We start from the raw sequence: 21,199 nt of genomic DNA on the forward strand, positions 1-21,199 counted from the left end.
GATGGGCCACATGCAGAGCCTCTCCCGCCGCGCTTTCGTTTTTGGCTCCGCCGCAATCGCCGGCAGCATCGCCTTCGGCGCCTACGCCGGTGCTGAAGCTGCCACCGGCGTCGCCGGCGACAATCCGCTGACCGCCGGCCTGGGGCCGAACTCGGTGACCTTCAATCCCTGGGTCGAGATTAGCCCGAACAAGATCACGCTCATCGCGCAGCATGCCGACATCGGCCAAGGCGTCGGGTCGGTGCAGCCGATCATGATCGCCGAAGAGATGGACCTCGATCCCGGCCAGTTCGAAATCCGGTTCGCGGGGCCCAGCCCGGCCTACTTCAACACCGGCTTCGCCGACGAGTTCGCGCCGTTCGTGGCGGCGGATCAAAGTCCGGCCGCAGAGGAGGCGCGTGCCAAGACGCTCGAATGGCTGAGACAATCCGGCCTGCAGATGACCGGCGGGTCGAGCACGCTGCCGGACACCTATGACAAGCTGCGTGTTGCCGGTGCGGTCGCGCGCGAGACGCTCAAGGCCGCTGCGGCCAAACGTTCGGGCGTCGCGGTGGCCGACCTTCGCACTGAATCAGGCCATGTGATCCTGCCCAACGGAACCAAGATCCCCTATGTCGCCCTCGCGGCGGAGGCGTCGAAAATTCCGCCGGTGCTCGATGCGCAGCCGCGCGACCCGTCCAAATGGCGCATGCTCGGCAAGCCGATGATGCGGCTCGACGTCCGCTCGAAAGTGATGGGCGAGCTGAAGTTCGGCATCGACCTGAAAACGGAGGGCATGCTGTATGCCTCCGTCAAGCTGAACCCCAACAAGGGGCAGCCGCTGAAGTCATACGACGCCGGCAAGGCGCAATCGATGCCGGGTGTCAGGAAGATCCTCGAAATCAGGAATGGCGTCGCGGTGATCGCCACGAACAGCTGGTACGCGATGAAGGCGGTCGACGCCATCGCTTGCGAGTGGGCGCCCTCGGCCTATCCGGCCGAGCAGGCCGACCATTGGAAGGTGCTGGAATCCTCTTTCAAGCCGGAATTTTTGGGCAAGGAGTGGCGAAAAACCGGCGACATCGAAGCCGGCCTGAAGAAGGGCAAGCTCGTCGAGGCCGAATATCGCGCACCCTATGTGGCGCATCAGCCGCTCGAGCCACTGAACGGTATCGGCCTCGTTACCGACAAGGGCATGGAGATCTGGGTTGGCCATCAGAGCCCGCGCTTCGTGCAATATGTCGCGGCGACCGCGATCGGCCTCAAGCCGGAACAGATCACCTTCCACAACCAGTGGACCGGCGGAAGTTTTGGCCATCGTCTCGAGTATGAGAACGTCCGCGTTCTCGCCGAGATCGCCAATCAGATGAAGGGCACGCCGATCAAGCTCGTCTTTTCGCGCGAGGAGGATTTCCTTCAGGACATTCCGCGGCAGATTGCGATCGCGCGGCATCGCGGCAGCGTCGACAAGAGCAAAATTGTCGCCGCCGATCTGCAGCTGGCCTCGACGACGCCGCTCAAGGGACTGCTCGAGCGTTCGGGCACGCCCTCGAAGGATCCCGATGGGCAATTGGCGGCCGGCCTGTGGAACGTCTACTACGACATCCCCAATTTCCGGGCCACGAGCTACGAGGCGCAGGGACTGTCGCCAAGCACCACATGGCGTTCGGTCGGCGCTTCGACATCCGGCTTCTTCACGGAAAGCTTCATCGACGAACTGATCCATGCGGCTGGTCTCGATCCGATGAAGGCGCGCATCGCGATGTGCACCGTGCCGCACTATCGCAAGGTGCTGGAGACGGTCGCGGAGATGTCGGATTGGAAGGGACCGCTCGGCAACGGCCGAGGACGGGGCGTTGCCTTCGTGGAATCGTTTGGCACACCGACCGCTGAAGTCGTCGAGGTGACGGCCACGGACCGGGGCATCAGGATCGACAAGGTCTGGGTCGCGGCCGATGTCGGCAAGGTCGTCGATCCCGTCAATTTCGAGAGCCAGGTGCAGGGTGGCGTCGTCTGGGGACTCGGCCATGCGATCAATTGCGAGCTCACTTACGCAAAGGGCGCGGTGCAGCAGACCAATTACAACCACCATGAAGCCATGCGGATCTATCAATGTCCGGTCATCGAAGTTCGCGGGCTGGAGAACGATCCGAAGGTGAGGGGCATCGGAGAGCCGCCGGTTCCGCCCGCCGCGCCTGCGCTCGCCAATGCGATCTTCGCGGCCACCGGAAAGCGCATCCGCGAAATGCCCTTCAACAAGTTCATCGACTTCGTGTGAGGCGAGCCATGAGGAGATCTCCGATTGCGGTCGTCTTCGCAGCCTCTGCCATCGCGGCGCTCACCGGGATTGTTGCAGCCAAGGACGAGGCCGGCAAGGACGTGCTGCCGCCCGGCAGCGTCAGCCGCGCCGAGGGGCTGGAGGCCTGGAAGCGGATTGAGGCCGTCGTGACCCATCCCCGGTGTGCAAACTGCCATGTCGATGCCAAGGCCATACCCATCTGGACGCCGGCCGGCGAAACCAGGCCCCGCCCGCATGGCATGAACATCCATGGCGGCGAGAGCCGCATCGGCGCGGAGGCGATCCCGTGCTCGACCTGTCACATGACCTCCACCCAGGCGAACGAGCCGGCACCGTCGCCTCCGCGCGCCGGTATCGACTGGCAGCTCGCCCCGGTGGCTTTCATCTGGTTCGGCAAGAGTGGTGCCGAGATATGCGCGCAGATGAAGGACCCCAAGCGCAATGGCGGCCGTGACGCCGCTGGCCTTGTTGAACATTTGCGGCACGATGCATCCTTGAACGGCTTCATCCCGCGGGGCTGGGCGCCCGGAGCGGGCCGCTCGACGCCGCCGGGCACCTTCGAGGATCACGTCAAGGACATGGCGATGTGGGGAGCAGCCGGACAACCCTGTCCGAACTGACGACTGCGCGGGCAGTGCCGCGTTTACGCCTTCTCCTCCAACGCGCGGCGCAGCCTTCGGATGATGACGCCGCGGGCGCGGTCGTCGGCGGCGGCTGCGACGCGATCGTTGATGTCGAGCACGAGCTCGGACATCTCGTTGTGCCAGTCGAGACGGGTCACGGCCTCCGGCGCGAGCCGCCGGCGATGATCCGCGTCGAGCACGCGCGGTTCGGGTGCGGCGAGCTCATAGATGTCGTCCAGCATCGGCTGGTAGACCTTGGCTGCGGGAATGATGCGTTCGGCCACGCGCTCGGCGAGCCCCGCAATCGCCCCTTCCTCGCCGTGGACCAGGAACAGCCCGCGGGCGATCGGCCGGCGCGCCGCGATCCAGCTGGCCATGCCGGCGCCGTCGGCATGACCCGAATATTCGTCGATCATGCGGATGCGGGCCGCGACCTTGATCTCCTCGCCCTGGATCCGCACGGCCTTGGTCCCGTTCTGGAGGAAACGGCCGAGCGTGCCGTTGGCCTGGAAACCGGCGAGAAGCACGGTCGCGCGCTGGTTCCACAGCCAGCGCTTCAGATGATGGCGGATACGGCCGGCATCGCACATGCCGCTCGCGGCGATGATGATGTGGAATCCGCTGAGACGCATGATCGCCTTGCTCTCGTCCACGGTTTCGGTGAACTTGAGATGCGGCGAGTTGAGCAGGCGGGTGGCATCGACGGATGGGTCGAGACTATCGGCATGCCGGCGGAACACTTCGGTCGCGCGGATCGCGAGCGGCGAGTCGAGGAAGATCGGTGCGGTCGGAATCCCGCCGTGCTCCATCAGATCGACGAGATCGACGATCAGCTCCTGGGTGCGCTCGACCGCGAAGGCGGGAATCAGCAGCGCGCCGCCGGCCACCGCAGCATCGCGTACCTCGGCGGCGAGGTGCTTGCGGCGGAGTGCAGGTGTCGTGGCCTCACGCACCCGGTCACCATAGGTCGATTCCGAGATGACGTAATCGAAATCGGTCGGTGCTTCGGGATCGGGCTGGAGCAGCTTGGCCTCCGGTCCGACGTCGCCCGAGAGCAGCACGCGCAGCGGACGCGCCGAACCTTGTTCGGCGATTTCGAGCTCGATCGAGGCGGAGCCGAGCAAATGGCCGGCGTTCCAGTAGCGCGCGCGGACGCCCGGGATCACGTCGGTCCAGCGTTCATAGTCGACCGGGCGAAACGATTGGAGCGATGCAATCGCATCCGCCTGCGTGTAGATCGGTTGCACCTCCTTGCGCCCGCGCGAGGCGTTGCGCCGGTTGAGCTGGGTGACTTCGGATTCCTGGATGCTGCCGGCGTCGGGCAGCATGTAGGAGCAGAGGTCGATCGTGCCGCGCGTCGCCAGGATCGGTCCCTCGAATCCTGCGCGCACGAGTTTCGGCAGCAATCCGCTGTGATCGATGTGAGCATGCGTGAGCAGCACGGCATCGATATCGGCGGGGCGAAACGGAAAGGCGCCGTAGTTGAGCTCCTTCAGCGTCTTCTGGCCCTGGAACAGCCCGCAATCGACCAGGAAGCGGCCGGTCGCGGTCTGGAACAGGTAGCTCGAGCCGGTCACGGTGCGGGCGGCGCCGCAAAATCGAACGGTGATGCTCATGTCGTCGTCTCCGGAAGCTGTGTCATGGCCAGTTCGGACCGCAACGCGGCCGCGAGAATCTCGTCGAGCGCAATCGCATTGGTCGGATGCGGCACGCTGTCGGTCGAGCGGATCGACCGTATGCCGGCCTCAGTGAATACCGCGATCATCGCGGGTGGAAACAGCGCATGCGTCACGACCGCATCGACGGCGGTCGCGCCCATTGCTGTCAGCGCCTTCGCTGCGGCCGTCAACGTCGTCCCGGAGGAGACGATGTCGTCCACCAGGAGCGCCGGTCGTCCCGAGAGCAGGGCGGGATCGGCAAAGCTGACAGCCACGGAATGATCGCCGTGCCGCGTCTTTCGCGCCACCGTATGCTGCAGTCGCAACCGGTTCGCGACATCGTTCACCCAGGGCTCGGACTCCATGTCGGGCCCGATCACGACGGTCGCTGGATCGATGCTGCCCGCCGCCAGCGCGTTCGCGATGGCCGGCATGGCGGACAGATTCTCCGCTTCGATACCAGGAAATACGGACCTGATATCGGGAGTGCGATGCAAATGCGCATCCACGGTGACGACGCGGTCCACGGTCGCTGCAAGCAGGCGGCCCATGGCGCGCTGGCTGATGGCCTCGCCCGCATGAAATGCAGCATCCTGCCGCATGTAGCAGAGATAGGGCGCGACCAGGACCAGCCGCTTCGTGCCGTTACGGCGCAGGGCTTCCGCGGCGAAGAGCAGGGTGATCAGCTTGTCGTTGGGGTGATCGAGCGAGGCGTAGAGAATCGCAGTGTCGGTCGCCGGCGCGACTGCGACGCGCAGTTCTCCGTCCGGAAAGCGATGCACGGCGATCTCGCCGCAGGCAAGCCCAAGCCGCGCCGCGAGGCGCTTCGCCGCATCGACGCCGCACGGCAATGTCTGGAGCGCGATCGTGCTCACGGCGTCGTCGTGCCCTGCAGGGCTTCGTGACCGTTGACGAGGTAACCGGTCTCTTCGGCGGCGGCGTCGGCAACCAGATCATGCTCGGGGTGGTCGAAAGTGTAGACGCGATAGAGTGGCTCGCCCTGCTCGACGCGGTCGCCGATCTTCTTGAGCAGGCGGATGCCTGCGCCCTTGTCGAGCGGCGCGCCGGCGGTGCGGGCGAGGCGGTTCAGGCGCAGGCAGTCGATGGCGGACACGATGCCGTCATGCATCGCCTTGACGTCGAAGCTGAGCGGTCCCAGCTCGTTGCTGCAGGTCGAGGGGCCCTGTGCATCGATGATCTTCTGCATCTGCTTCAGCGCCGCGCCGCTGTCGAGCAGTTCGCGCGCCCGGGCATAGCCGGCGCCACCGCGCAGCTTCGGATCGTATTCCAGGAGATGGGCGGCGAGCCGGAGCGACTTCTCGCGCAGATCACGCGGCGCCGCCGGTTCGTTGCCGAGCACCGCCATGACGTCGTTGGCTTCGAGCACCGGCCCGATGCCGTTGCCGATCGGCTGGCTTCCGTCGGTCGTGATCACCTCGACCGAGCGGCCGAAGCGGTCGCCTACGAATTCGAACAGCTTTCGCAGCCGCATGGCTTCGACGCCGCCGCTGACCTTCGCGGTCGGCCCGACCGGAATGTCGATCAACAGATGGGTCGAGCCTGCCGCGATCTTCTTGGACATGATGGAGGCGACCATCTGCTCGCGGGTATCGAGGCTCAGGGGGCGCTCGACCGAGATCAGGACGTCGTCGGCCGGCGACAGGTTCACGTGCCCACCCCAGATCAGGCAGCCGTTGCAGGCCGCGACGATCGCCTTCATCTCCTCGACGCCGACATTCACCCGTGCCAGCACCTCCATCGTGTCGGCGGTGCCGGCGGGCGAGGTAATGGCGCGCGAGGAGGTCTTCGGGATCGGCAGGCCATGGGCGGCGACGATCGGCACCACGACCATCGAGGTGCGATTGCCGGGGATGCCTCCGATGCAATGCTTGTCGACGACAATAGGGTTCGGCCAGACCAATTGCGTGCCGGCCTGGGCCATTGCCCCGGTGAGGGCGAGAAGCTCGTCGCTGGTGATGAAGCTGGCCGAACCGATCAGGAAGGCGGCGATCTCCATGTCGGAGTAGCGGTAATGTGCGAGGTCGTTGATGATCGCGCCGATCTCGGCCTGGCTCAAGGTCCGTCCGCGGATCTTCGCGCGCACGGCTTCCAGGCTCTCGGGAGGCGTGGCGGGCCTGACCGTGACCGGCGTGCCGACGGCTTCCGCAAAGCGCCGGAATGCAGGTTCGGAGAGGCCGATCTCGTCCGAAGCCGCCAGCGTATCGTCATCCGTGATCAGCAGCGTCGCCAGCAGAACCTTGTCGCCCCGACGAAGCTCGACGCGGCTGAAGCCGCGGAAGATCTCCGCGCGCAGCGCCTTCGAGTGCCGGGAGACGACGACGACGTTCTCGCGGCCGGTATCGAGGCGGACGCGGCGGATCTTCAGTTGGGAGTGCGGAAGGTCTGGATGCATGGACAGGCCGGCAGCAGGGAGTTGGGCCTCCATGCTTAAGCGTCCCACTCCTGATGCTGTTGACCCAGATCATGGCCCGCGGGCCCGGCGGACATGGGCGAGGAGCGCGGCGCGCCGTTACGCAGGCCGGGGCGGCCGTTACTTCATCGCCGAGCTGATCGAGTTGAACTTGTTGTTGAGCAGCGCGCCACCCGTGTTGTTCACGACGGTCACGATTGCCAGAGCGATCCCGGCGGCGATCAGGCCATACTCGATTGCGGTTGCGCCATTCTCATCGGCAAGGAAAGACCTCAGCAAACGCATTGCCAACTCCTGTTCATCCGATCCAATGTATGGTCGCGCCCGTATTGGACTCGCAAATCGATCGACTATGTCTTTGTGCACGCCGGAAGAATTAAGCCGGAGCCATCGCGCTTTCGCTCATACGACGGCATTCATTAAATTAAGGTTCCTTCGATCCCTCCAAGTGGATCCTAACGGCAGCCCCCGGGTTGCGCCGACGCAGTGCCCGTCAAGGCCTGATCGTGCGGCCGCTTAACCGATTGTTGAGGACATTTCCATCGCGCTTCATCCGCTCCGGCCGTCCGCATTCAGCGCCCGCAACATGGCGATGCGGGCGAACATCACCCAGCCGCCGCCCATCTCGGCGGCATTGATCAAGGTTTCGATGGCGGTCTGCCAGTGCTCCGCGTGCTGGGTGTCCTCAGGCAGCTGCATGATGTAGTCCGCCGCATCCTGAAGCGTGAGCAACTTGCGCTTGTTGCCCATGCGAACGGGATCGTCGAACGCCGTCGACCAGGGCATATGTCAGGCCGCCTGATCGACGAGGAGAGACATCACGGCGCGATCGCGGGGGGATGCCGCTAGCCGGCCTTCTTCGCCCGCGCCGGCTTGTCGGCCTTCTTCGAAGTGTCCTTGGTCGCTTCCCTGGTCGCTGTCTTCGCCGCGGCGTCCTTGCCGCCCTTGCCGGCGATCGGCAGCAGCATCTCGCGCTGGCCCTCGACGCGCTTCTTCGGCCTCTTGCCCTTGGTGGTCTCCTTGGCGAGCTTTGCCGTGGGAGCAGCGTCCTTCTCGTTCGCGATGCTCTTCTTCAGCGCGTCCATCAGATTGATGACATTGCCGCCGGTCTTCGGTGCGGCCTTCGCGGTGATCGGCGTCCCGCTGCGCTTCTTGTTGATGAGATCGATCAGGGCGGTCTCGTAATGATCCTCGAACAGCTCTGGCTCGAACGCGCCGGACTTCTTCTCGACGATGTGTTTCGCGAGGTCGAGCATGTCCTTGGTGAGCTTCACGTCCTGGATGTCGTCGAAATATTCCTTTTCGCTGCGGACCTCGTAGGGGTAACGCAGCAGCGTGCCCATCAGCCCGCTGTCGAGCGGCTCCAGCGCGATGATATGCTCACGGTTGGTCAGCACCACGCGGCCGATCGCGACCTTGTCCATGCTGCGGATGGTTTCGCGGATCACCGCATAGGCGTCGTGGCCGACCTTGCCGTCCGGCACGAGGTAATAGGGGCGGATCAGATAGCGGTTGTCGATGTCGGCCTTCGGCACGAACTCGTCGATCTCGATCGTGTGGGTGGAGTCGAGCGCGATCTCGTCCAGCTCGTCTTTGGTGACCTCGATGTAGGTGTCGGTGTCGACCTTGTAGCCCTTGACGATGTCCTCGGAGGTCACCTCGTCGCCGGTCTCGGCGTCGACCTTGAGGTACTTGATCCGGTGGCCGGTCTTGCGGTTGATCTGGTTGAACGAGACCTTCTCGGTGTCCGAGGTGGCCGGATAGAGCGCGACCGGGCAGGTCACGAGCGACAGACGCAGAAAACCCTTCCAATTGGCGCGGGGGGCCATGGGCTACTCCAGACGCAACAGAGGACAAGCGCCAAGGATAACATCGCCCAGGTGCGAATCATAGCAACCGCCGGCCCGGAATCTTGCAACGGCGTTAATCGCCGCCTGCGCCGTGTTGCCGGGCGGGCCCATGATCCGGAACATCGCCCGGGATCACGCGTTGCCCCGGCACTTCATAGCCGCGAGGAAAGTCGCGGCCATCGCAAGCGACAGCCACAGATCGAGGTCACCATGGCAACCACGCGAGAGCAGAAGCGCATCGTGGAAACTCCGACCGAGGCGCGCCAGGGCGAGCCCGGGCCTTCGGTGGCGGCGCTGCTCGCCATCTCGACCGGGCTTGCGATCCTGATCCTCGCCGTCGTCTGGTTCGTGTTCTTCCGGACCTGACGACGGCCGGATCCGGACGCCGGGGCCCCCCGGCTCGCCGCGCAACGCGGCACATTGCGCCCGCCATGCCGCCGGCTCGTCCCGCGGCATGGCGGGCGCAGTCGCATTGGCTTGCGACAGGTTCTATATGACCAAAAAGTAACGTAGGCCGGTTCCCCGCGTTCATATTCAGTTCACGCCGGAATTGTTCATCTCTGGCGGTGTTCATGCAGCCTGTTCTTGCAGTCGATCTTTGGAGAGAAGCGTGCGCCTGCTCGTTGTTGAGGACGACCCAGATCTCAATCGCCAGCTCACCAAAGCGCTGACCGACGCCGGCTATGTCGTCGATCGGGCCTTCGATGGGGAGGAGGGGCATTATCTCGGCGACAACGAGCCGTATGACGCCGTGGTGCTCGACATCGGCCTGCCGAAGAAGGACGGCATCTCGGTGCTGGAGGCCTGGCGCCGCAACGGCCGCACCATGCCGGTCCTGATCCTCACCGCACGCGATCGCTGGAGCGACAAGGTGCAGGGGTTCGATGCCGGCGCCGACGACTATGTCGCCAAGCCGTTCCACCTGGAGGAGGTGCTGGCGCGCATCCGCGCCCTGCTGCGCCGTTCGACCGGCCACGCCCAGAGCGAACTCAGCTGCGGTCCCGTCACCCTCGACACCAGGACCGGCCGGGTCAGCGTGTCGGGCAATCCCGTCAAGATGACCTCGCACGAATATCGGCTTCTGGCCTATCTGATGCACCATTCCGGGCGGGTAGTCTCGCGCACCGAGCTGGTCGAGCATCTCTACGACCAGGATTTCGACCGCGACTCCAATACCATCGAGGTCTTTGTCGGCCGTATCCGCAAGAAGCTCGACGTCGACATCATCCAGACCGTTCGGGGCCTCGGCTACCTGCTGACCCCGCCGCCTGCGCCGGGCGCTTGAGGCCTGGACTTCGCGCCGTCCGGGCTTGACGGCCGCCCTGACACGGGCCTTGGTCGGCCCATGACCTCCGACGACCTGACTTCCAGCCCGTCCCGGGACCGTTCCGATGGCCGCTAGCTCGCTTGCGAACCGACTGTTCCTGTCGGCGACCGCCTGGCTCGTGGTGATCCTGGCCATCACTGGCGTGGTGCTGTCGTCGGTCTACAAGAACGCCACCGAGCGCGCGTTCGATCGCCGGCTCAATCTTTATCTGCGCACCCTCATCGCCGAGGTCGCGACCCCCGACGAGCCGCCGGACCGCCAGTTCCAGTCGCTCGGCGAGCCCCTGTTCGATCTGCCGCTGTCCGGCTGGTATTGGCAGATCACGCGCACCGATACCGAAAAGCCGGAGGTGCGCTCCTCGCGCTCGCTCTGGGACAAGAAGCTGCCGAAGCTGGAAGATCAGGGCGCCGAGCTCACCGCCGCCGGCATCCGCCTCGCCTATGTCGACGGCCCGGAGGGGCAGAATTTGCGCATGGTGGAACGGCCGGTCGATCTCGGTGCCGACGGCAAATTTCTCGTCAGCGTCGCTGGCGACGACACCGAGATCTTCGACGAGACGCGAAGCTTCGACTATTATCTCGGCGGCACCTTCACCGCGCTCGGCATCGTGCTGCTGCTGACGACCGTGTTCCAGGTCCGCTTCGGCCTGGCACCGCTCAAGCGCATCTCGGAGTCGATCGCCGACATTCGCTCCGGCCGGGCGGAACGGCTCGAGGGTGAATTCCCGGTCGAGATCGCACCGCTGGCGCGCGAGACCAACGCGCTGATCGATGCCAATCGCGAGATCGTCGAGCGCGCGCGCACCCACGTCGGCAATCTCGCCCACGCGATCAAGACGCCGCTCTCGGTCATCGTCAACGAGGCCGGCGCCCACCTGGCCGATCCGTTCGCGGCCAAGGTGATGGAGCAGGCGGACCTGATGCGCGACCAGGTCGCCCATCATCTCGAGCGTGCGCGCATTGCGGCGCGGGTCTCCGTGGTCGCGACCGTGACGGAGGTGGCGCCTGCCATCGAGGCGCTGCGGCGGACCATGGAGAAGATCTATCGCGATCGTGGCATCGTCGTCGAAGCCAAGGCCGATCCGTCGGCAAAATTTCGCGGCGAACGACAGGATCTGGAAGAGATGGTCGGCAATCTCGTCGACAATGCCTGCAAATGGGCGGCCTCGCGCGTCCTCATCGAGGTGTTGGTCGAGGCGCCGCTCCAGGCGGGTGCGGGTCCGCGCCTGCGGATCATCGTCGATGACGACGGCCGTGGCCTGTCGGAAGCGGAGCGCGCGCAGGTCTCCAGGCGCGGCCAGCGGCTCGATGAGTCCAAGCCCGGATCGGGACTGGGCCTCTCCATCGTGGTCGATCTCGCCGCGCTCTATGGCGGCAGCCTTTCGCTCGGTGCTGCGCCGACCGGCGGCCTGCGCGCCGAATTGGTCCTTCCGGGACTGTAGTTCATTGTTTCGACGTCATTTTTCGTCTTCGTCGATCTCCGGCCGGAGGAAACCAGGGGCATTCGGACACACTTCCTAAACGGCTTCTTAAGTGGGGCGTCCTATGATCGCGCCCGGACGCATCGCATGTCCGCCATTTTACCGTGCATTACCCGGGCGCATGAGCCAGACATCGATCGAGCGGCTGAGGGAATATCTCGCGCAGCTCCCGCCGCAGGCGCAGGCCCTGCTGATGCGGGAATTCGAGCGCGCGCTGGAGCGCGGCCAGGACACGGCTGTCGCGACCCTGGTGCTCGAGCAACTGCGCAAGATCGTCCGCAAGACCGAAGTCGACGAGGCTCCGCCGCCGCGCACCGACGATCTATCCCGGCTGCTGTTCCAGGTGTTGGAACCGTTCCTGGTCGAGGCGGGCACTCCGCTCCGGGTCGGCCAGATTCGCCGCTCCTCGCTACAGCCGATCTGGCAGTGGCTCGGCCGTGACGGCGCGCCGGACAAGGTGAACGAATTCGAGGCGCTGCTGTCGCGCATGCCGTCGGACGATGCAGGGCAGGTCGAAGCCCTGGCGCAGAAGCTCCAGACGGTGGCCGCGGATGCCATCTTCGAGCTGACCGGGCCGGGCGGGGGCGACAAATCGCGCGCGCTGGCCCGTGTCGGCCCGCCGAACGTGATCGAGGATCTCTATTCGGTGGGTGCGGTACTCCAGGTCCGCGAGGCCGTCGCCACCGTGAACGAGAGGCTGCCGCGCTTCCTGCGCACCTTCGGCGATCCCCAGATCGCCTCGGTGACGTCAGCGCTCAACATTCCCGCGCTTCAGACGCCGCAGATGCTGCCCTTCGCGCTCTCGATGGTCGTGCAGCGCATGACCGCCCCCTGGCAGATCATCCGCCTCGCCATCAAGATTGCCGCGTCCGACGACGAGATCCGCGTGGCGGCAACGCCTTATGGCGTCGCCGTCACGATCGCGCTGCATGATTTGTCCTGCGTGGCCGCGATCCTTCGCATGGACATCAAGCGCGGCCATTTCGACAACGTCGCCGACAATCTCAAGACGCTGCACGACGGCGTGCGCGGCCTGCGCACCGAGCTCGACCTGCGCAACGATTCCGCCTGGGGCAAGCAGTTGACGTCGATCCGCGCCGACATCTCCAATGCGCTGCAATCCGAGATCGACAGCGTTCCCGGTCGCGTTCGCCGCATCCTGCGCCAGCGCCCCGAGAAAGACATTCCGCCGGGCGCGCGGGTCGACAGCACGGAGGTGGAGGAAGCGGTGGCGCTGATCGACTTCGTCGCGACATGCCGCAACTATGCGAGCGAGCTTGCGATCAACGAGGTGACGCTGCGCACCTATTCCGATCTCCAGCAATATGTGGAACGCTCGACCGAGCAGCTGGTGCAGTCGCTGCGCGCCGCCGATCACAAGGTCCGCGCCTATCGCCAGCAGCAGGTGCAGGCCGCGATCCGCTTCTGCCAGGTGCTGTTCGGCGACGACTACGCCTCGTTGATGAGCCGGGCCGCGGAAAACGCACTCACAGGCGAGCGCAAATCGTCGCGCGCGGGCTGATTAAGCGCAAATCTCGTCGTCACAATTTATAGTTGACCATGCCGATGGCGCGCCGTACGGTCCCCGAGCGAGTCCGGGGAATTTCTATCTGTGGGCGCATGAAACCTATTATCAGCTCCATCGAGATTGAGAACCGCGTCATCGTTGCCAAATATCAAAGGCTGATGGTTGGCGCCAAGGTCGTGTTGGTCGAGAAGGCAAGCGATCGGCAACTGCCGGAGACAATCACGAGGGTTGCATCTCGGGTTCCGGTGGGAGCGTTGCGCATCAGATTGCCCGATGCAATCAAGCCGGGAACATACTTCCTGAGGGCCTTCAACGGGCACGGCGAGGACGCGGCGCGAAGTTCGGACTTCGAGATCGGCTAAGCTGTTGGATTTTCACCATTTCGGGACTGTATGCGGCCGCACGCATTGACAATTGTCAATTGCCGCATCGTCCGCCCGTGGTGTAAAGGCACCTATAGGCGCGGTTCGTGCGCTGCCGGAAGCTTGCCAGATGACGCTATGGTTCGTGTTCGCGCTGATGACGGTCTCGGCGATTTTCGCCGTGCTCTGGCCGCTTGGTCGCAGTAGCGGCGCGCAAGATCAGGGCAGCGAGGTCGCGGTCTACAAGGACCAGTTGGCCGAGATCGAGCGTGATCTCGCCGCAGGGCTGATCCCGGCGCCGGAGGCCGAGGCTGCGCGCGTCGAGATCAGCCGCAGGCTGCTCGCGGCGGCAGCCAGCGAGCCCGCAATGGCGCCGAAGTCGAACCTCAAATGGCGCCGTGCGGCGGCCGTGCTGGCGCTCGCCGGCCTGCCGCTCGTTGCGGTCGGCGTCTACATGCCGCTCGGCTCACCGCGGCTTCAGGACTTTCCCCTGGCGCAGCGGGAGCGTGGGTCCGGCGTGGCGCAATCGCTCGAGAGCCTCGTCGTTCAGGTCGAGCAACATCTGGAAAAGAATCCGACCGACGGGCGCGGCTGGAACGTGCTCGCGCCGGTTCTGGAGCGGCTCGGCCGCTTCGACGACGCAGTGCGCGCCTATCGCAACTCGCTCACCTACAATGGCGAGAGCGCGGAGCGCCGGTCCGATCTCGGCGAAGCGATCTCGGCTGCTGCCGGCGGCGTGGTGACCGCCGAGGCCAAGGCCGAATTCGAGCGGGCACATGCCTTGAACGCCGACGATCCCAAGGCGAACTACTTCCTGGGTCTTGCCGCCGAGCAGGACGGCCGCAAGGGCGATGCAGCCACGATCTGGCGCGCGCTGCTTGCGAAGGCGCCCGCGGATGCGCCATGGCGTGCGCTGGTGCAGTCATCGCTCGCGCGCGTCGGCCGGGGCGGCACGATGCCCGCGCTGTCAGATGAGACGGTTGCTGCTTCCAAGGATATGGCCGAAGGCGATCGCAACGCGATGGTGCGCGGCATGGTCGATCGTCTGGCCACGCGGCTGAAGCAGAACGGTGACGATGTCGAGGGGTGGCTGCGTCTGGTGCGCGCCTATCTCGTGATGGGCGAGCGAGACAAGGCTATGGGGGCATCGGCCGATGCCCGGCAGGCGGTTGCCAGCGACGCCGAGCGGCTGCGCCAGCTCAACGACGGCCTGAGGACTCTCGGGCTCGGCGGATGACGATTTCGGGACGAGAGATGCGGAGAACGGATACGCCATGACGCGCAAGCAGCGACGTATGACCATCATCGGCGGCTCGCTCGCCGTGCTCGCGCTCGCGGCCGCGCTGGTGCTCAACGCACTTCGCGACTCCATCGTGTTCTTCTCGACGCCAACCATGGTCGCCGAGAAGCACGTCGAGCCGGGCAAGCGATTTCGCCTCGGTGGGCTGGTCCAGCCGGGCTCGCTGCAGCGCGGCGACAATCTCGCGGTGACCTTCGAGGTCGCCGACGGCAACGCAAAGCTGCCGGTCGCCTACAAAGGCATCCTGCCCGACCTGTTCCGCGAAGGGCAGGGCGTGGTCGCCGAAGGCGCACTCGACGCCAACGGTGTGTTCAAGGCCGATACGGTCCTTGCCAAGCACGACGAGACCTACATGCCCAAGGACGTCGCCGATGCCCTGAAGAAGCAGGGGCACTGGAAGGACGATTACGGCGGCAAGGCTTCTGACGGCATCAAGGCTCCTGAGGGAGCCAAGCCTGCGGCCACGACCGCACAGGGCAATCCGCAAGGAGCGATGCGGTGATCGCAGAATCCGGACATTACGCGCTGGTGCTGGCGCTTGGGCTCGCACTGATTCAGTCCATCGTGCCGCTGGTCGGCGCGCGCCTGCGCGATGCCGCCCTGATGAATGTGGCGCGCTCCACGGCGCTGGCGCAGCTCCTGTTCGTCGGTGTGTCGTTCGCAGCGCTCGTGATGCTGCACGTGAATTCGGATTTCTCCGTCGCCAACGTGTACGAGAACTCCCACTCGACGAAGCCGCTGCTCTACAAGATCACGGGCGTGTGGGGGAACCATGAAGGCTCGATGCTGCTGTGGGTGTCGATTCTCGCGCTGTTCGGCGGGCTGGTTGCTGCTTTTGGAAACAATCTGCCGCTGTCGCTGCGCGCGCATGTGCTGGCCGTGCAGGCCTGGATCGCCAGCGCCTTCTATCTCTTCATCCTGGTGACATCGAATCCGTTCCTGCGCATCGCGAACCCGCCGGTCGAGGGCCGCGATCTCAATCCGGTGCTCCAGGACATCGGTCTCGCCGTGCATCCGCCGATGCTCTATCTCGGCTATGTCGGCTTTTCGATCTCGTTCTCCTTTGCCATTGCGGCGCTGATGGAGGGACGGATCGACGCGGCCTGGGCGCGCTGGGTGCGGCCGTGGACGCTGGTCGCCTGGATCTTCCTGACGCTCGGCATCGCCATGGGCTCCTACTGGGCCTATTACGAGCTCGGCTGGGGCGGCTGGTGGTTCTGGGATCCGGTCGAGAACGCCTCGCTGATGCCCTGGCTCGCCGGCACCGCGCTATTGCATTCGGCGCTGGTGATGGAGAAGCGCAATGCGCTGAAGGTCTGGACCATCCTGTTGTCGATCCTGACCTTCTCGCTGTCGCTGCTCGGCACCTTCCTGGTGCGCTCGGGCGTCATCACCTCCGTGCATGCCTTCGCCACTGATCCCACCCGCGGCGTGTTCATTCTGCTGATCCTCTGCCTGTTCATCGGCGGCAGCCTTTCGCTGTTCGCTGGCCGCGCAACGTCGTTGAAGCAGGGCGGCCTGTTCGCGCCGGTTTCGCGCGAGGGCGCGTTGGTGCTGAACAATCTGCTGCTCACCGTGGCCTGCGCGGTGGTGCTGTTCGGCACGCTCTATCCGCTGGCGATGGAGATGCTCGCCGACTTCAAGATGTCGGTCGGCGCCCCCTTTTACAACCTCACCTTCGCTCCGCTGTTTACGCTGTTGCTGCTTGCCGTGCCGTTCGGGCCGATGCTGGCGTGGAAGCGCGGCGATCTGCTCGGCGTGACGCAGCGCCTGCTCGCGGCCGGCGTTGCCGGGCTTGTCGCCGTCGCCATCGCCTGGGGCTGGGCGACTGGCGGCAGCACGCTGGCGCCGCTCGCGATCGGGCTCGGTGTCTTCGTCATCGCCGGTGCGGTCACGGACATCGTCGAGCGGACGGGGCTGGTTCGTCTGCCGTTCGCAACGGTGCTGCAGCGGGCGCGCGGCCTGCCGCGATCGGCCTGGGGCACGGCGTTTGCGCATGCCGGCCTCGGCGTCGCGCTGATCGGGATCGTCTGCGAGACCACCTGGAACAGCGAACACATCGCGACCATGAAGCCGAACGACGTCGCCCATGTCGCCGGCTATGACCTGAAGCTCGACGGGCTGCTTCAGCGGCAGGGCCCGAACTACCGCGAGATGATCGCCGAGTTCAAGATCAGCCGTGATGGCGAGGCGCTCACGGTCATGACGCCGTCGAAGCGCAGCTTCACCACGCGCGGGTCGTCGACGACCGAGGCCGCGCTGCTGACCCGCGGCGCGAGCCAGCTCTACGTCTCGCTCGGTGATGCCACCGCCGAAGGCGCCATCGCTGTGCGCATCTATTACAAGCCGATGGTGCTGCTGATCTGGTGGGGGCCGGTGTTGATGGCGTTCGGCGGCGTGCTCTCGCTCTCCGACCGCCGCCTGCGGGTCGGCGCGCCGAAGCCGGCGCGGGCCAAGCAGCGCCTCCAGCCTGCAGAGTGATCCGATGCACCGGATGATGGCCGCGTTCGTCGCGTTGATGCTGCTGGCGTTGCCTGCGGTCCACGCTGTCCAGCCCGACGAGATCATGTCGGACCCCGCCAAGGAATCGCGCGCGCGGGAGCTGTCGCGCGAGCTGCGCTGCATGGTCTGCCAGAACCAGTCGATCGACGATTCCGACGCCCCGCTCGCTCGCGACCTGCGGCTCCTGGTGCGGGAGCGCATCGCCGCCGGAGACAGCAATTCTCAGGTGCTTGATTTCCTGGTGGCGCGCTACGGCGAGTTCGTGCTGCTGAAACCGCGCTTCGAACGACAGAATCTTCTGCTGTGGCTGCTCGGGCCGGTGCTGCTGCTCGGCGGGGCCCTGGCGCTGTGGCTGCAGATCCGGCGCCGCGCGCGAAGCGGTGCAGACGTACCGGCGGCGCCGCTCACGCCCGAGGAGGAGGCGCGGCTCGCTGCGTTGATGTCGGACGATGCCAAATCTTCCTGACGTCCAACCACAAAATGGAACGGAGGCTGCGGCCGCTGCCGCGCGCTTCATGCTATTTTGACCTTTGTCTGGAAGCTTGTCGCGAGATCGATTCCAGCCTCCGAGTCCTCCCGATGTTCGCGAACAGCAATCTGACGATCCGCTTCCTGGTCGGCGCCGTCGTCGCTGCGTTATTGTTCCTGCTGGGCATCGGCGGCGGCACCGGCTTCATCGCGGTGCTCTATCTCAACAACGAGATCACCAGCCTGTCCTCCGACTTCGCCACACTGAGCGGCCCCGTGCGCGACCATGCCATGCAGATCTATCAGCAGGCGCAGACCGCGTTCTCCTATTTCCTGGTCGCCTGCGGCATAATTGCTGTCGTCGCCGCCGCGATCTGCCTCACCACCTGGTTCGCCGTGCGCAACGGCATTCTCAGTCCCCTGGCGGCGATCGTGCATGCCATGCGCGAGGTCGCCGACCAGAAGTTCGAGACGCCCGTTCCCGGGCTCGGTCGCACCAACGAGATCGGCCTGCTCGCCGGTGCGCTGGAGGTGTTCAAGACCAACGGCCTCGAGCGGCGCCGCCTCTCCGAGCAGCAGCTGCGCGAAGCGCAGCATCAGGCCGAGCGGTCGAAATTCCTGGACGATCGGATCAAGCGCTTCGACGATCTCGTCGCCAGCGTCGTCGCCAGCGTGGCGTCATCGGCCGTGCATCTGAAGACCAACGCCGAGACGCTGTCGCGGACGGCCAACGACACCAGCACCAAGGCCAATGTGGTCGCGAGCGCCGCGAGCCAGGCCAGCGCCAGCGTGCAGACGGTCGCGGGTTCTGCCGAGGAGATGACGAATTCGATCGGCACGATCAGCCGCCGCGTCACGGATGCGACCCAGCGCGCCGAGGGTGCGGCGTCCCAGGCGGAGAAGAGCCGCGATACCATCCACACGCTGTCGGATGCCGCCGACAAGATCGGCGAGGTCGTCCAGCTCGTGCAGGCGATCGCATCGCAGACAAATCTCCTGGCGCTCAACGCCACCATCGAGGCGGCCCGAGCCGGGGAGGCGGGCAAGGGGTTTGCCGTGGTCGCCTCCGAGGTGAAGAATCTGGCGCATCAGACCAGCAAGGCGACGGAGGAGATCACCTCCCATGTCGCCAGCATTCAGGGCATCACCGCGGAGACCCGCGGCGCGATCGACGGTATTTCCAGGACGCTGTCGGAGATTTCGTCGATCATGTCCGGCATCGAGATCGACACCGCCCAGCAGCGCAACGCCACGCAGGAGATCACGCGCAGTGCCCAGGACGCCGCGCGCGGCACCCTCGACGTCTCCAACCATATCGTCCAGATCACCTCGACCTCCGCGGAGACCGGCCGCATGGCCGACGAGGCGCGGGATTCGGCGGTTGACCTGTCGCAGCAGGCCGAGACCCTGAAGCGCGAAGTCGACGAGTTCATCGTCAGTGTCAGGGCGAGCTGAGCGCGCCAGAAATTGCGCTCATGCGCCGTTCCGGGAACTCGGTTAAGTTCCTGGAAGACCACGATTTTCGGTATGCGCTAAACTGCCGCATCCGCCTTATCCCCTTCATTACGAAAGTTTAACCGCCCAGCCAGCGCACGGTAAGGCGCGAGCCCCCATCTTCAGGTCCGTAAGGTGCTGGCATCCGGTACCAAAAGAATTCAAGGCCCTGGAGATTTCTGCATGACCGAACGTCCCGACCTTTCGAATCTTCCGTCGTACCGGCAGCCGCGCCGGTCGGTGTTCTCTGCGCGCAAGCTCGCGCTGATGGCCTCGGTCGTCGCCGGCCTCGGCGCGGCTGTCTACGGCTTCAGCCCCTCGACCTCGCCGGCCGACCTGTTCTCCAGCCCGGCGCATGCGCAGGTCAACAACGAGGTTCGTAAGGTCGAGCGTCCCGTCGGTTTTGCGGACATCGTCGAACGCGTGAAGCCGTCGGTGATCTCGGTGAAGGTCAACATCAAGGAGAAGATCGCGAGCAACGATGACGGCGATGATTCCTCCTCGCCGTTCCAGCCGGGCTCGCCGATGGAGCGCTTCTTCCGCCGTTTCGGCGGTCCTGATGGCTTCCCGGGCCTGAAGGGCGGCCGCGGCCGCGTCGTGCAGGGCCAGGGCTCCGGTTTCTTCATCTCGGCCGACGGCTATGCCGTGACCAACAACCACGTGGTCGACGGCGCCGACAAGGTCGAGGTCACCACCGATGACGGCAAGACCTACACCGCCAAGGTGATCGGCACCGACCAGCGCACTGACCTCGCCTTGATCAAGGTCGAGGGCGGCTCGAACTTCCCGTTCGCCAAGCTTGCCGACAGCAAGCCGCGGATCGGCGACTGGGTGCTTGCGGTCGGCAACCCCTTCGGCCTCGGCGGCACCGTGACCGCGGGCATCGTTTCGGCCAGCGGCCGCGACATCGGCAACGGCCCCTATGACGACTTCATCCAGATCGACGCGCCCGTGAACAAGGGCAATTCCGGCGGTCCCGCCTTCGATACCAACGGCGAGGTGATGGGCGTCAACACCGCGATCTACTCGCCCTCCGGCGGCAGCGTCGGCATCGCGTTCTCGATTCCGGCCAATACCGTCAAGAGCGTGGTCGCGCAGCTGAAGGACAAGGGCTCGGTCAGCCGCGGTTGGATCGGCGTTCAGATCCAGCCCGTGACCTCGGACATCGCCGACAGCCTCGGCATGAAGAAGGCCGAAGGCGCTCTGGTGGCTGAGCCGCAGACCAACGGTCCGGCCGCCAAGGCGGGCATCGAGTCCGGCGACGTGATCACGGCGGTCAACGGCGAATCCGTCAAGGACGCCCGTGAGCTCGCCCGCACCATCGGCGGCATGGCGCCAGGCGCGACCGTGAAGCTCAACGTGCTGCACAAGGGCCAGGACAAGGTCGTGAACCTCACCCTCGGCCAGCTGCCGAACACGGTCGAGGCCAAGGCCGATACCGACAATGACGGCGGCAAGCATGCCAATCGCGGCACCGACGTGCCCAAGCTCGGCATGACCGTTGCGCCCGCAAACTCCGTTGCCGGCGCCGGCAAGGAAGGCGTCGTCGTCACCGAAGTCGATCCGAAGAGCGCCGCGGCCGAACGCGGCTTCAAGGAAGGCGACGTGATTCTCGAGGTCGGCGGCAAGAGCGTGGCCACCGCGGGCGAAGTCCGCGACGCCATCAACGCGGCGCGGACCGACAACAAGAACAGCGTCCTGATGCGCGTGAAGAGCGGCGGCCAGTCGCGCTTCGTCGCGGTGCCGCTCGCCAAAGGCTGAGGCCTTAAGGAGGCCTACGAGATGAAGGGTATCGCCGGCATCAGTCGCCCCCGCCGCCGGTGCCCTTCGGGGAAGCAGCGCAACGCTGGCTTCCCCTGTCTACCTTCCGGTGGAATTACGCCCCCCTCCGTCGGAAG

19 protein-coding genes are annotated in these 21,199 nt (G+C 65.5%); 13 read left to right on the forward strand and 6 right to left on the reverse strand.

Annotation, left to right across the window (positions count from 1 at the left end):
• The first annotated feature begins 1 nt into the window (after window position 1).
• Together ACSHT2_RS31550 and ACSHT2_RS31555 are read left to right on the forward strand one after the other, a co-directional pair.
• Window positions 2-2,257 carry a xanthine dehydrogenase family protein molybdopterin-binding subunit gene (locus ACSHT2_RS31550; protein WP_440638799.1) on the forward strand — a complete coding sequence of 752 codons (2,256 nt, stop codon included), beginning with the start codon at window positions 2-4 and terminating at the stop codon, window positions 2,255-2,257.
• 8 nt (window positions 2,258-2,265) lie between these two features.
• Window positions 2,266-2,898: a hypothetical protein gene (locus ACSHT2_RS31555; RefSeq protein WP_440638800.1), complete on the forward strand. Its 633-nt coding sequence runs from the start codon at window positions 2,266-2,268 to the stop codon at window positions 2,896-2,898.
• A 23-nt stretch (window positions 2,899-2,921) separates the two neighbouring features.
• Here ACSHT2_RS31555 and ACSHT2_RS31560 read toward each other — a convergent pair whose 3' ends face one another.
• The 6 genes from ACSHT2_RS31560 to ku form a co-directional block, all read right to left on the reverse strand.
• On the reverse strand, window positions 2,922-4,517 hold the full coding sequence (locus tag ACSHT2_RS31560; protein WP_440638802.1) for an MBL fold metallo-hydrolase: 1,596 nt from the start codon (window positions 4,515-4,517) through the stop codon (window positions 2,922-2,924).
• Window positions 4,514-5,434, reverse strand: coding sequence for a ribose-phosphate diphosphokinase (locus tag ACSHT2_RS31565; RefSeq protein WP_440638803.1), 921 nt, complete (start codon window positions 5,432-5,434; stop codon window positions 4,514-4,516). The genes ACSHT2_RS31560 and ACSHT2_RS31565 overlap by 4 nt, the downstream gene beginning before the upstream one ends.
• On the reverse strand, window positions 5,431-6,972 hold the full coding sequence (locus ACSHT2_RS31570; RefSeq protein ID WP_440642972.1) for a thymidine phosphorylase family protein: 1,542 nt from the start codon (window positions 6,970-6,972) through the stop codon (window positions 5,431-5,433). Before ACSHT2_RS31570 ends, ACSHT2_RS31565 begins: the two co-directional genes overlap by 4 nt.
• A gap of 138 nt (window positions 6,973-7,110) precedes the next feature.
• Window positions 7,111-7,275 carry a Flp family type IVb pilin gene (locus tag ACSHT2_RS31575; protein ID WP_271528502.1) on the reverse strand — a complete coding sequence of 55 codons (165 nt, stop codon included), beginning with the start codon at window positions 7,273-7,275 and terminating at the stop codon, window positions 7,111-7,113.
• Window positions 7,276-7,539: 264 nt separating this feature from the next.
• Window positions 7,540-7,776 carry a hypothetical protein gene (locus ACSHT2_RS31580; RefSeq protein WP_440638805.1) on the reverse strand — a complete coding sequence of 79 codons (237 nt, stop codon included), beginning with the start codon at window positions 7,774-7,776 and terminating at the stop codon, window positions 7,540-7,542.
• 59 nt (window positions 7,777-7,835) lie between these two features.
• The gene (gene ku / locus ACSHT2_RS31585) at window positions 7,836-8,819 is read right to left on the reverse strand and encodes a non-homologous end joining protein Ku (RefSeq protein ID WP_440638806.1); all 984 of its coding nucleotides are present in this window, start codon (window positions 8,817-8,819) and stop codon (window positions 7,836-7,838) included.
• A 231-nt stretch (window positions 8,820-9,050) separates the two neighbouring features.
• Between ku and ACSHT2_RS31590 the strand changes: the two genes are divergently transcribed.
• The 11 genes from ACSHT2_RS31590 (at window position 9,051) to ACSHT2_RS31640 (ending at window position 21,062) form a co-directional block, all read left to right on the forward strand.
• Window positions 9,051-9,206, forward strand: a complete 156-nt coding sequence (locus ACSHT2_RS31590) for a hypothetical protein (RefSeq protein WP_196232375.1) — start codon at window positions 9,051-9,053, stop codon at window positions 9,204-9,206.
• 244 nt (window positions 9,207-9,450) lie between these two features.
• Window positions 9,451-10,125, forward strand: a complete 675-nt coding sequence (locus ACSHT2_RS31595) for a response regulator transcription factor (protein ID WP_011085905.1) — start codon at window positions 9,451-9,453, stop codon at window positions 10,123-10,125.
• A 106-nt stretch (window positions 10,126-10,231) separates the two neighbouring features.
• Complete coding sequence (locus ACSHT2_RS31600) at window positions 10,232-11,608, forward strand: ATP-binding protein (protein WP_440638808.1); 1,377 nt, start codon at window positions 10,232-10,234, stop codon at window positions 11,606-11,608.
• Window positions 11,609-11,768: 160 nt separating this feature from the next.
• Window positions 11,769-13,169 (forward strand): hypothetical protein, encoded by a 1,401-nt coding sequence (locus tag ACSHT2_RS31605; RefSeq protein ID WP_440638810.1) that lies wholly within the window; start codon window positions 11,769-11,771, stop codon window positions 13,167-13,169.
• Between the two features lie 98 nt (window positions 13,170-13,267).
• Complete coding sequence (locus ACSHT2_RS31610; RefSeq protein ID WP_319326378.1) at window positions 13,268-13,537, forward strand: hypothetical protein; 270 nt, start codon at window positions 13,268-13,270, stop codon at window positions 13,535-13,537.
• A gap of 130 nt (window positions 13,538-13,667) precedes the next feature.
• On the forward strand, window positions 13,668-14,774 hold the full coding sequence (gene ccmI / locus ACSHT2_RS31615; protein WP_440638812.1) for a c-type cytochrome biogenesis protein CcmI: 1,107 nt from the start codon (window positions 13,668-13,670) through the stop codon (window positions 14,772-14,774).
• A 37-nt stretch (window positions 14,775-14,811) separates the two neighbouring features.
• On the forward strand, window positions 14,812-15,339 hold the full coding sequence (gene ccmE, locus ACSHT2_RS31620; RefSeq protein ID WP_440638814.1) for a cytochrome c maturation protein CcmE: 528 nt from the start codon (window positions 14,812-14,814) through the stop codon (window positions 15,337-15,339).
• Window positions 15,336-17,318 carry a heme lyase CcmF/NrfE family subunit gene (locus ACSHT2_RS31625; protein WP_440638816.1) on the forward strand — a complete coding sequence of 661 codons (1,983 nt, stop codon included), beginning with the start codon at window positions 15,336-15,338 and terminating at the stop codon, window positions 17,316-17,318. The genes ccmE and ACSHT2_RS31625 overlap by 4 nt, the downstream gene beginning before the upstream one ends.
• A gap of 4 nt (window positions 17,319-17,322) precedes the next feature.
• Window positions 17,323-17,805, forward strand: a complete 483-nt coding sequence (locus ACSHT2_RS31630) for a cytochrome c-type biogenesis protein (protein WP_440638818.1) — start codon at window positions 17,323-17,325, stop codon at window positions 17,803-17,805.
• Between the two features lie 113 nt (window positions 17,806-17,918).
• Window positions 17,919-19,262: a methyl-accepting chemotaxis protein gene (locus tag ACSHT2_RS31635; protein WP_440638820.1), complete on the forward strand. Its 1,344-nt coding sequence runs from the start codon at window positions 17,919-17,921 to the stop codon at window positions 19,260-19,262.
• Window positions 19,263-19,484: 222 nt separating this feature from the next.
• Complete coding sequence (locus tag ACSHT2_RS31640; RefSeq protein ID WP_440638822.1) at window positions 19,485-21,062, forward strand: Do family serine endopeptidase; 1,578 nt, start codon at window positions 19,485-19,487, stop codon at window positions 21,060-21,062.
• Window positions 21,063-21,199: the final 137 nt, after the last annotated feature.

This window comes from Bradyrhizobium sp. PUT101 (assembly GCF_052043945.1).
GTDB lineage: Bacteria > Pseudomonadota > Alphaproteobacteria > Rhizobiales > Xanthobacteraceae > Bradyrhizobium.

Coding starts and splice junctions, on each gene's coding strand:
- ACSHT2_RS31605 (WP_440638810.1), top strand. CDS start 11,769: ATGAGCCAGACATCGATCGAGCGGCTGAGGGAATATCTCGCGCAGCTC.
- ACSHT2_RS31610 (WP_319326378.1), top strand. CDS start 13,268: ATGAAACCTATTATCAGCTCCATCGAGATTGAGAACCGCGTCATCGTT.
- ccmI (WP_440638812.1), top strand. CDS start 13,668: ATGACGCTATGGTTCGTGTTCGCGCTGATGACGGTCTCGGCGATTTTC.
- ACSHT2_RS31630 (WP_440638818.1), top strand. CDS start 17,323: ATGCACCGGATGATGGCCGCGTTCGTCGCGTTGATGCTGCTGGCGTTG.
- ccmE (WP_440638814.1), top strand. CDS start 14,812: ATGACGCGCAAGCAGCGACGTATGACCATCATCGGCGGCTCGCTCGCC.
- ACSHT2_RS31560 (WP_440638802.1), bottom strand. CDS start 4,517: ATGAGCATCACCGTTCGATTTTGCGGCGCCGCCCGCACCGTGACCGGC.
- ACSHT2_RS31635 (WP_440638820.1), top strand. CDS start 17,919: ATGTTCGCGAACAGCAATCTGACGATCCGCTTCCTGGTCGGCGCCGTC.
- ACSHT2_RS31570 (WP_440642972.1), bottom strand. CDS start 6,972: ATGCATCCAGACCTTCCGCACTCCCAACTGAAGATCCGCCGCGTCCGC.
- ACSHT2_RS31550 (WP_440638799.1), top strand. CDS start 2: ATGGGCCACATGCAGAGCCTCTCCCGCCGCGCTTTCGTTTTTGGCTCC.
- ACSHT2_RS31600 (WP_440638808.1), top strand. CDS start 10,232: ATGGCCGCTAGCTCGCTTGCGAACCGACTGTTCCTGTCGGCGACCGCC.
- ACSHT2_RS31640 (WP_440638822.1), top strand. CDS start 19,485: ATGACCGAACGTCCCGACCTTTCGAATCTTCCGTCGTACCGGCAGCCG.
- ku (WP_440638806.1), bottom strand. CDS start 8,819: ATGGCCCCCCGCGCCAATTGGAAGGGTTTTCTGCGTCTGTCGCTCGTG.
- ACSHT2_RS31555 (WP_440638800.1), top strand. CDS start 2,266: ATGAGGAGATCTCCGATTGCGGTCGTCTTCGCAGCCTCTGCCATCGCG.
- ACSHT2_RS31580 (WP_440638805.1), bottom strand. CDS start 7,776: ATGCCCTGGTCGACGGCGTTCGACGATCCCGTTCGCATGGGCAACAAG.
- ACSHT2_RS31575 (WP_271528502.1), bottom strand. CDS start 7,275: ATGCGTTTGCTGAGGTCTTTCCTTGCCGATGAGAATGGCGCAACCGCA.
- ACSHT2_RS31590 (WP_196232375.1), top strand. CDS start 9,051: ATGGCAACCACGCGAGAGCAGAAGCGCATCGTGGAAACTCCGACCGAG.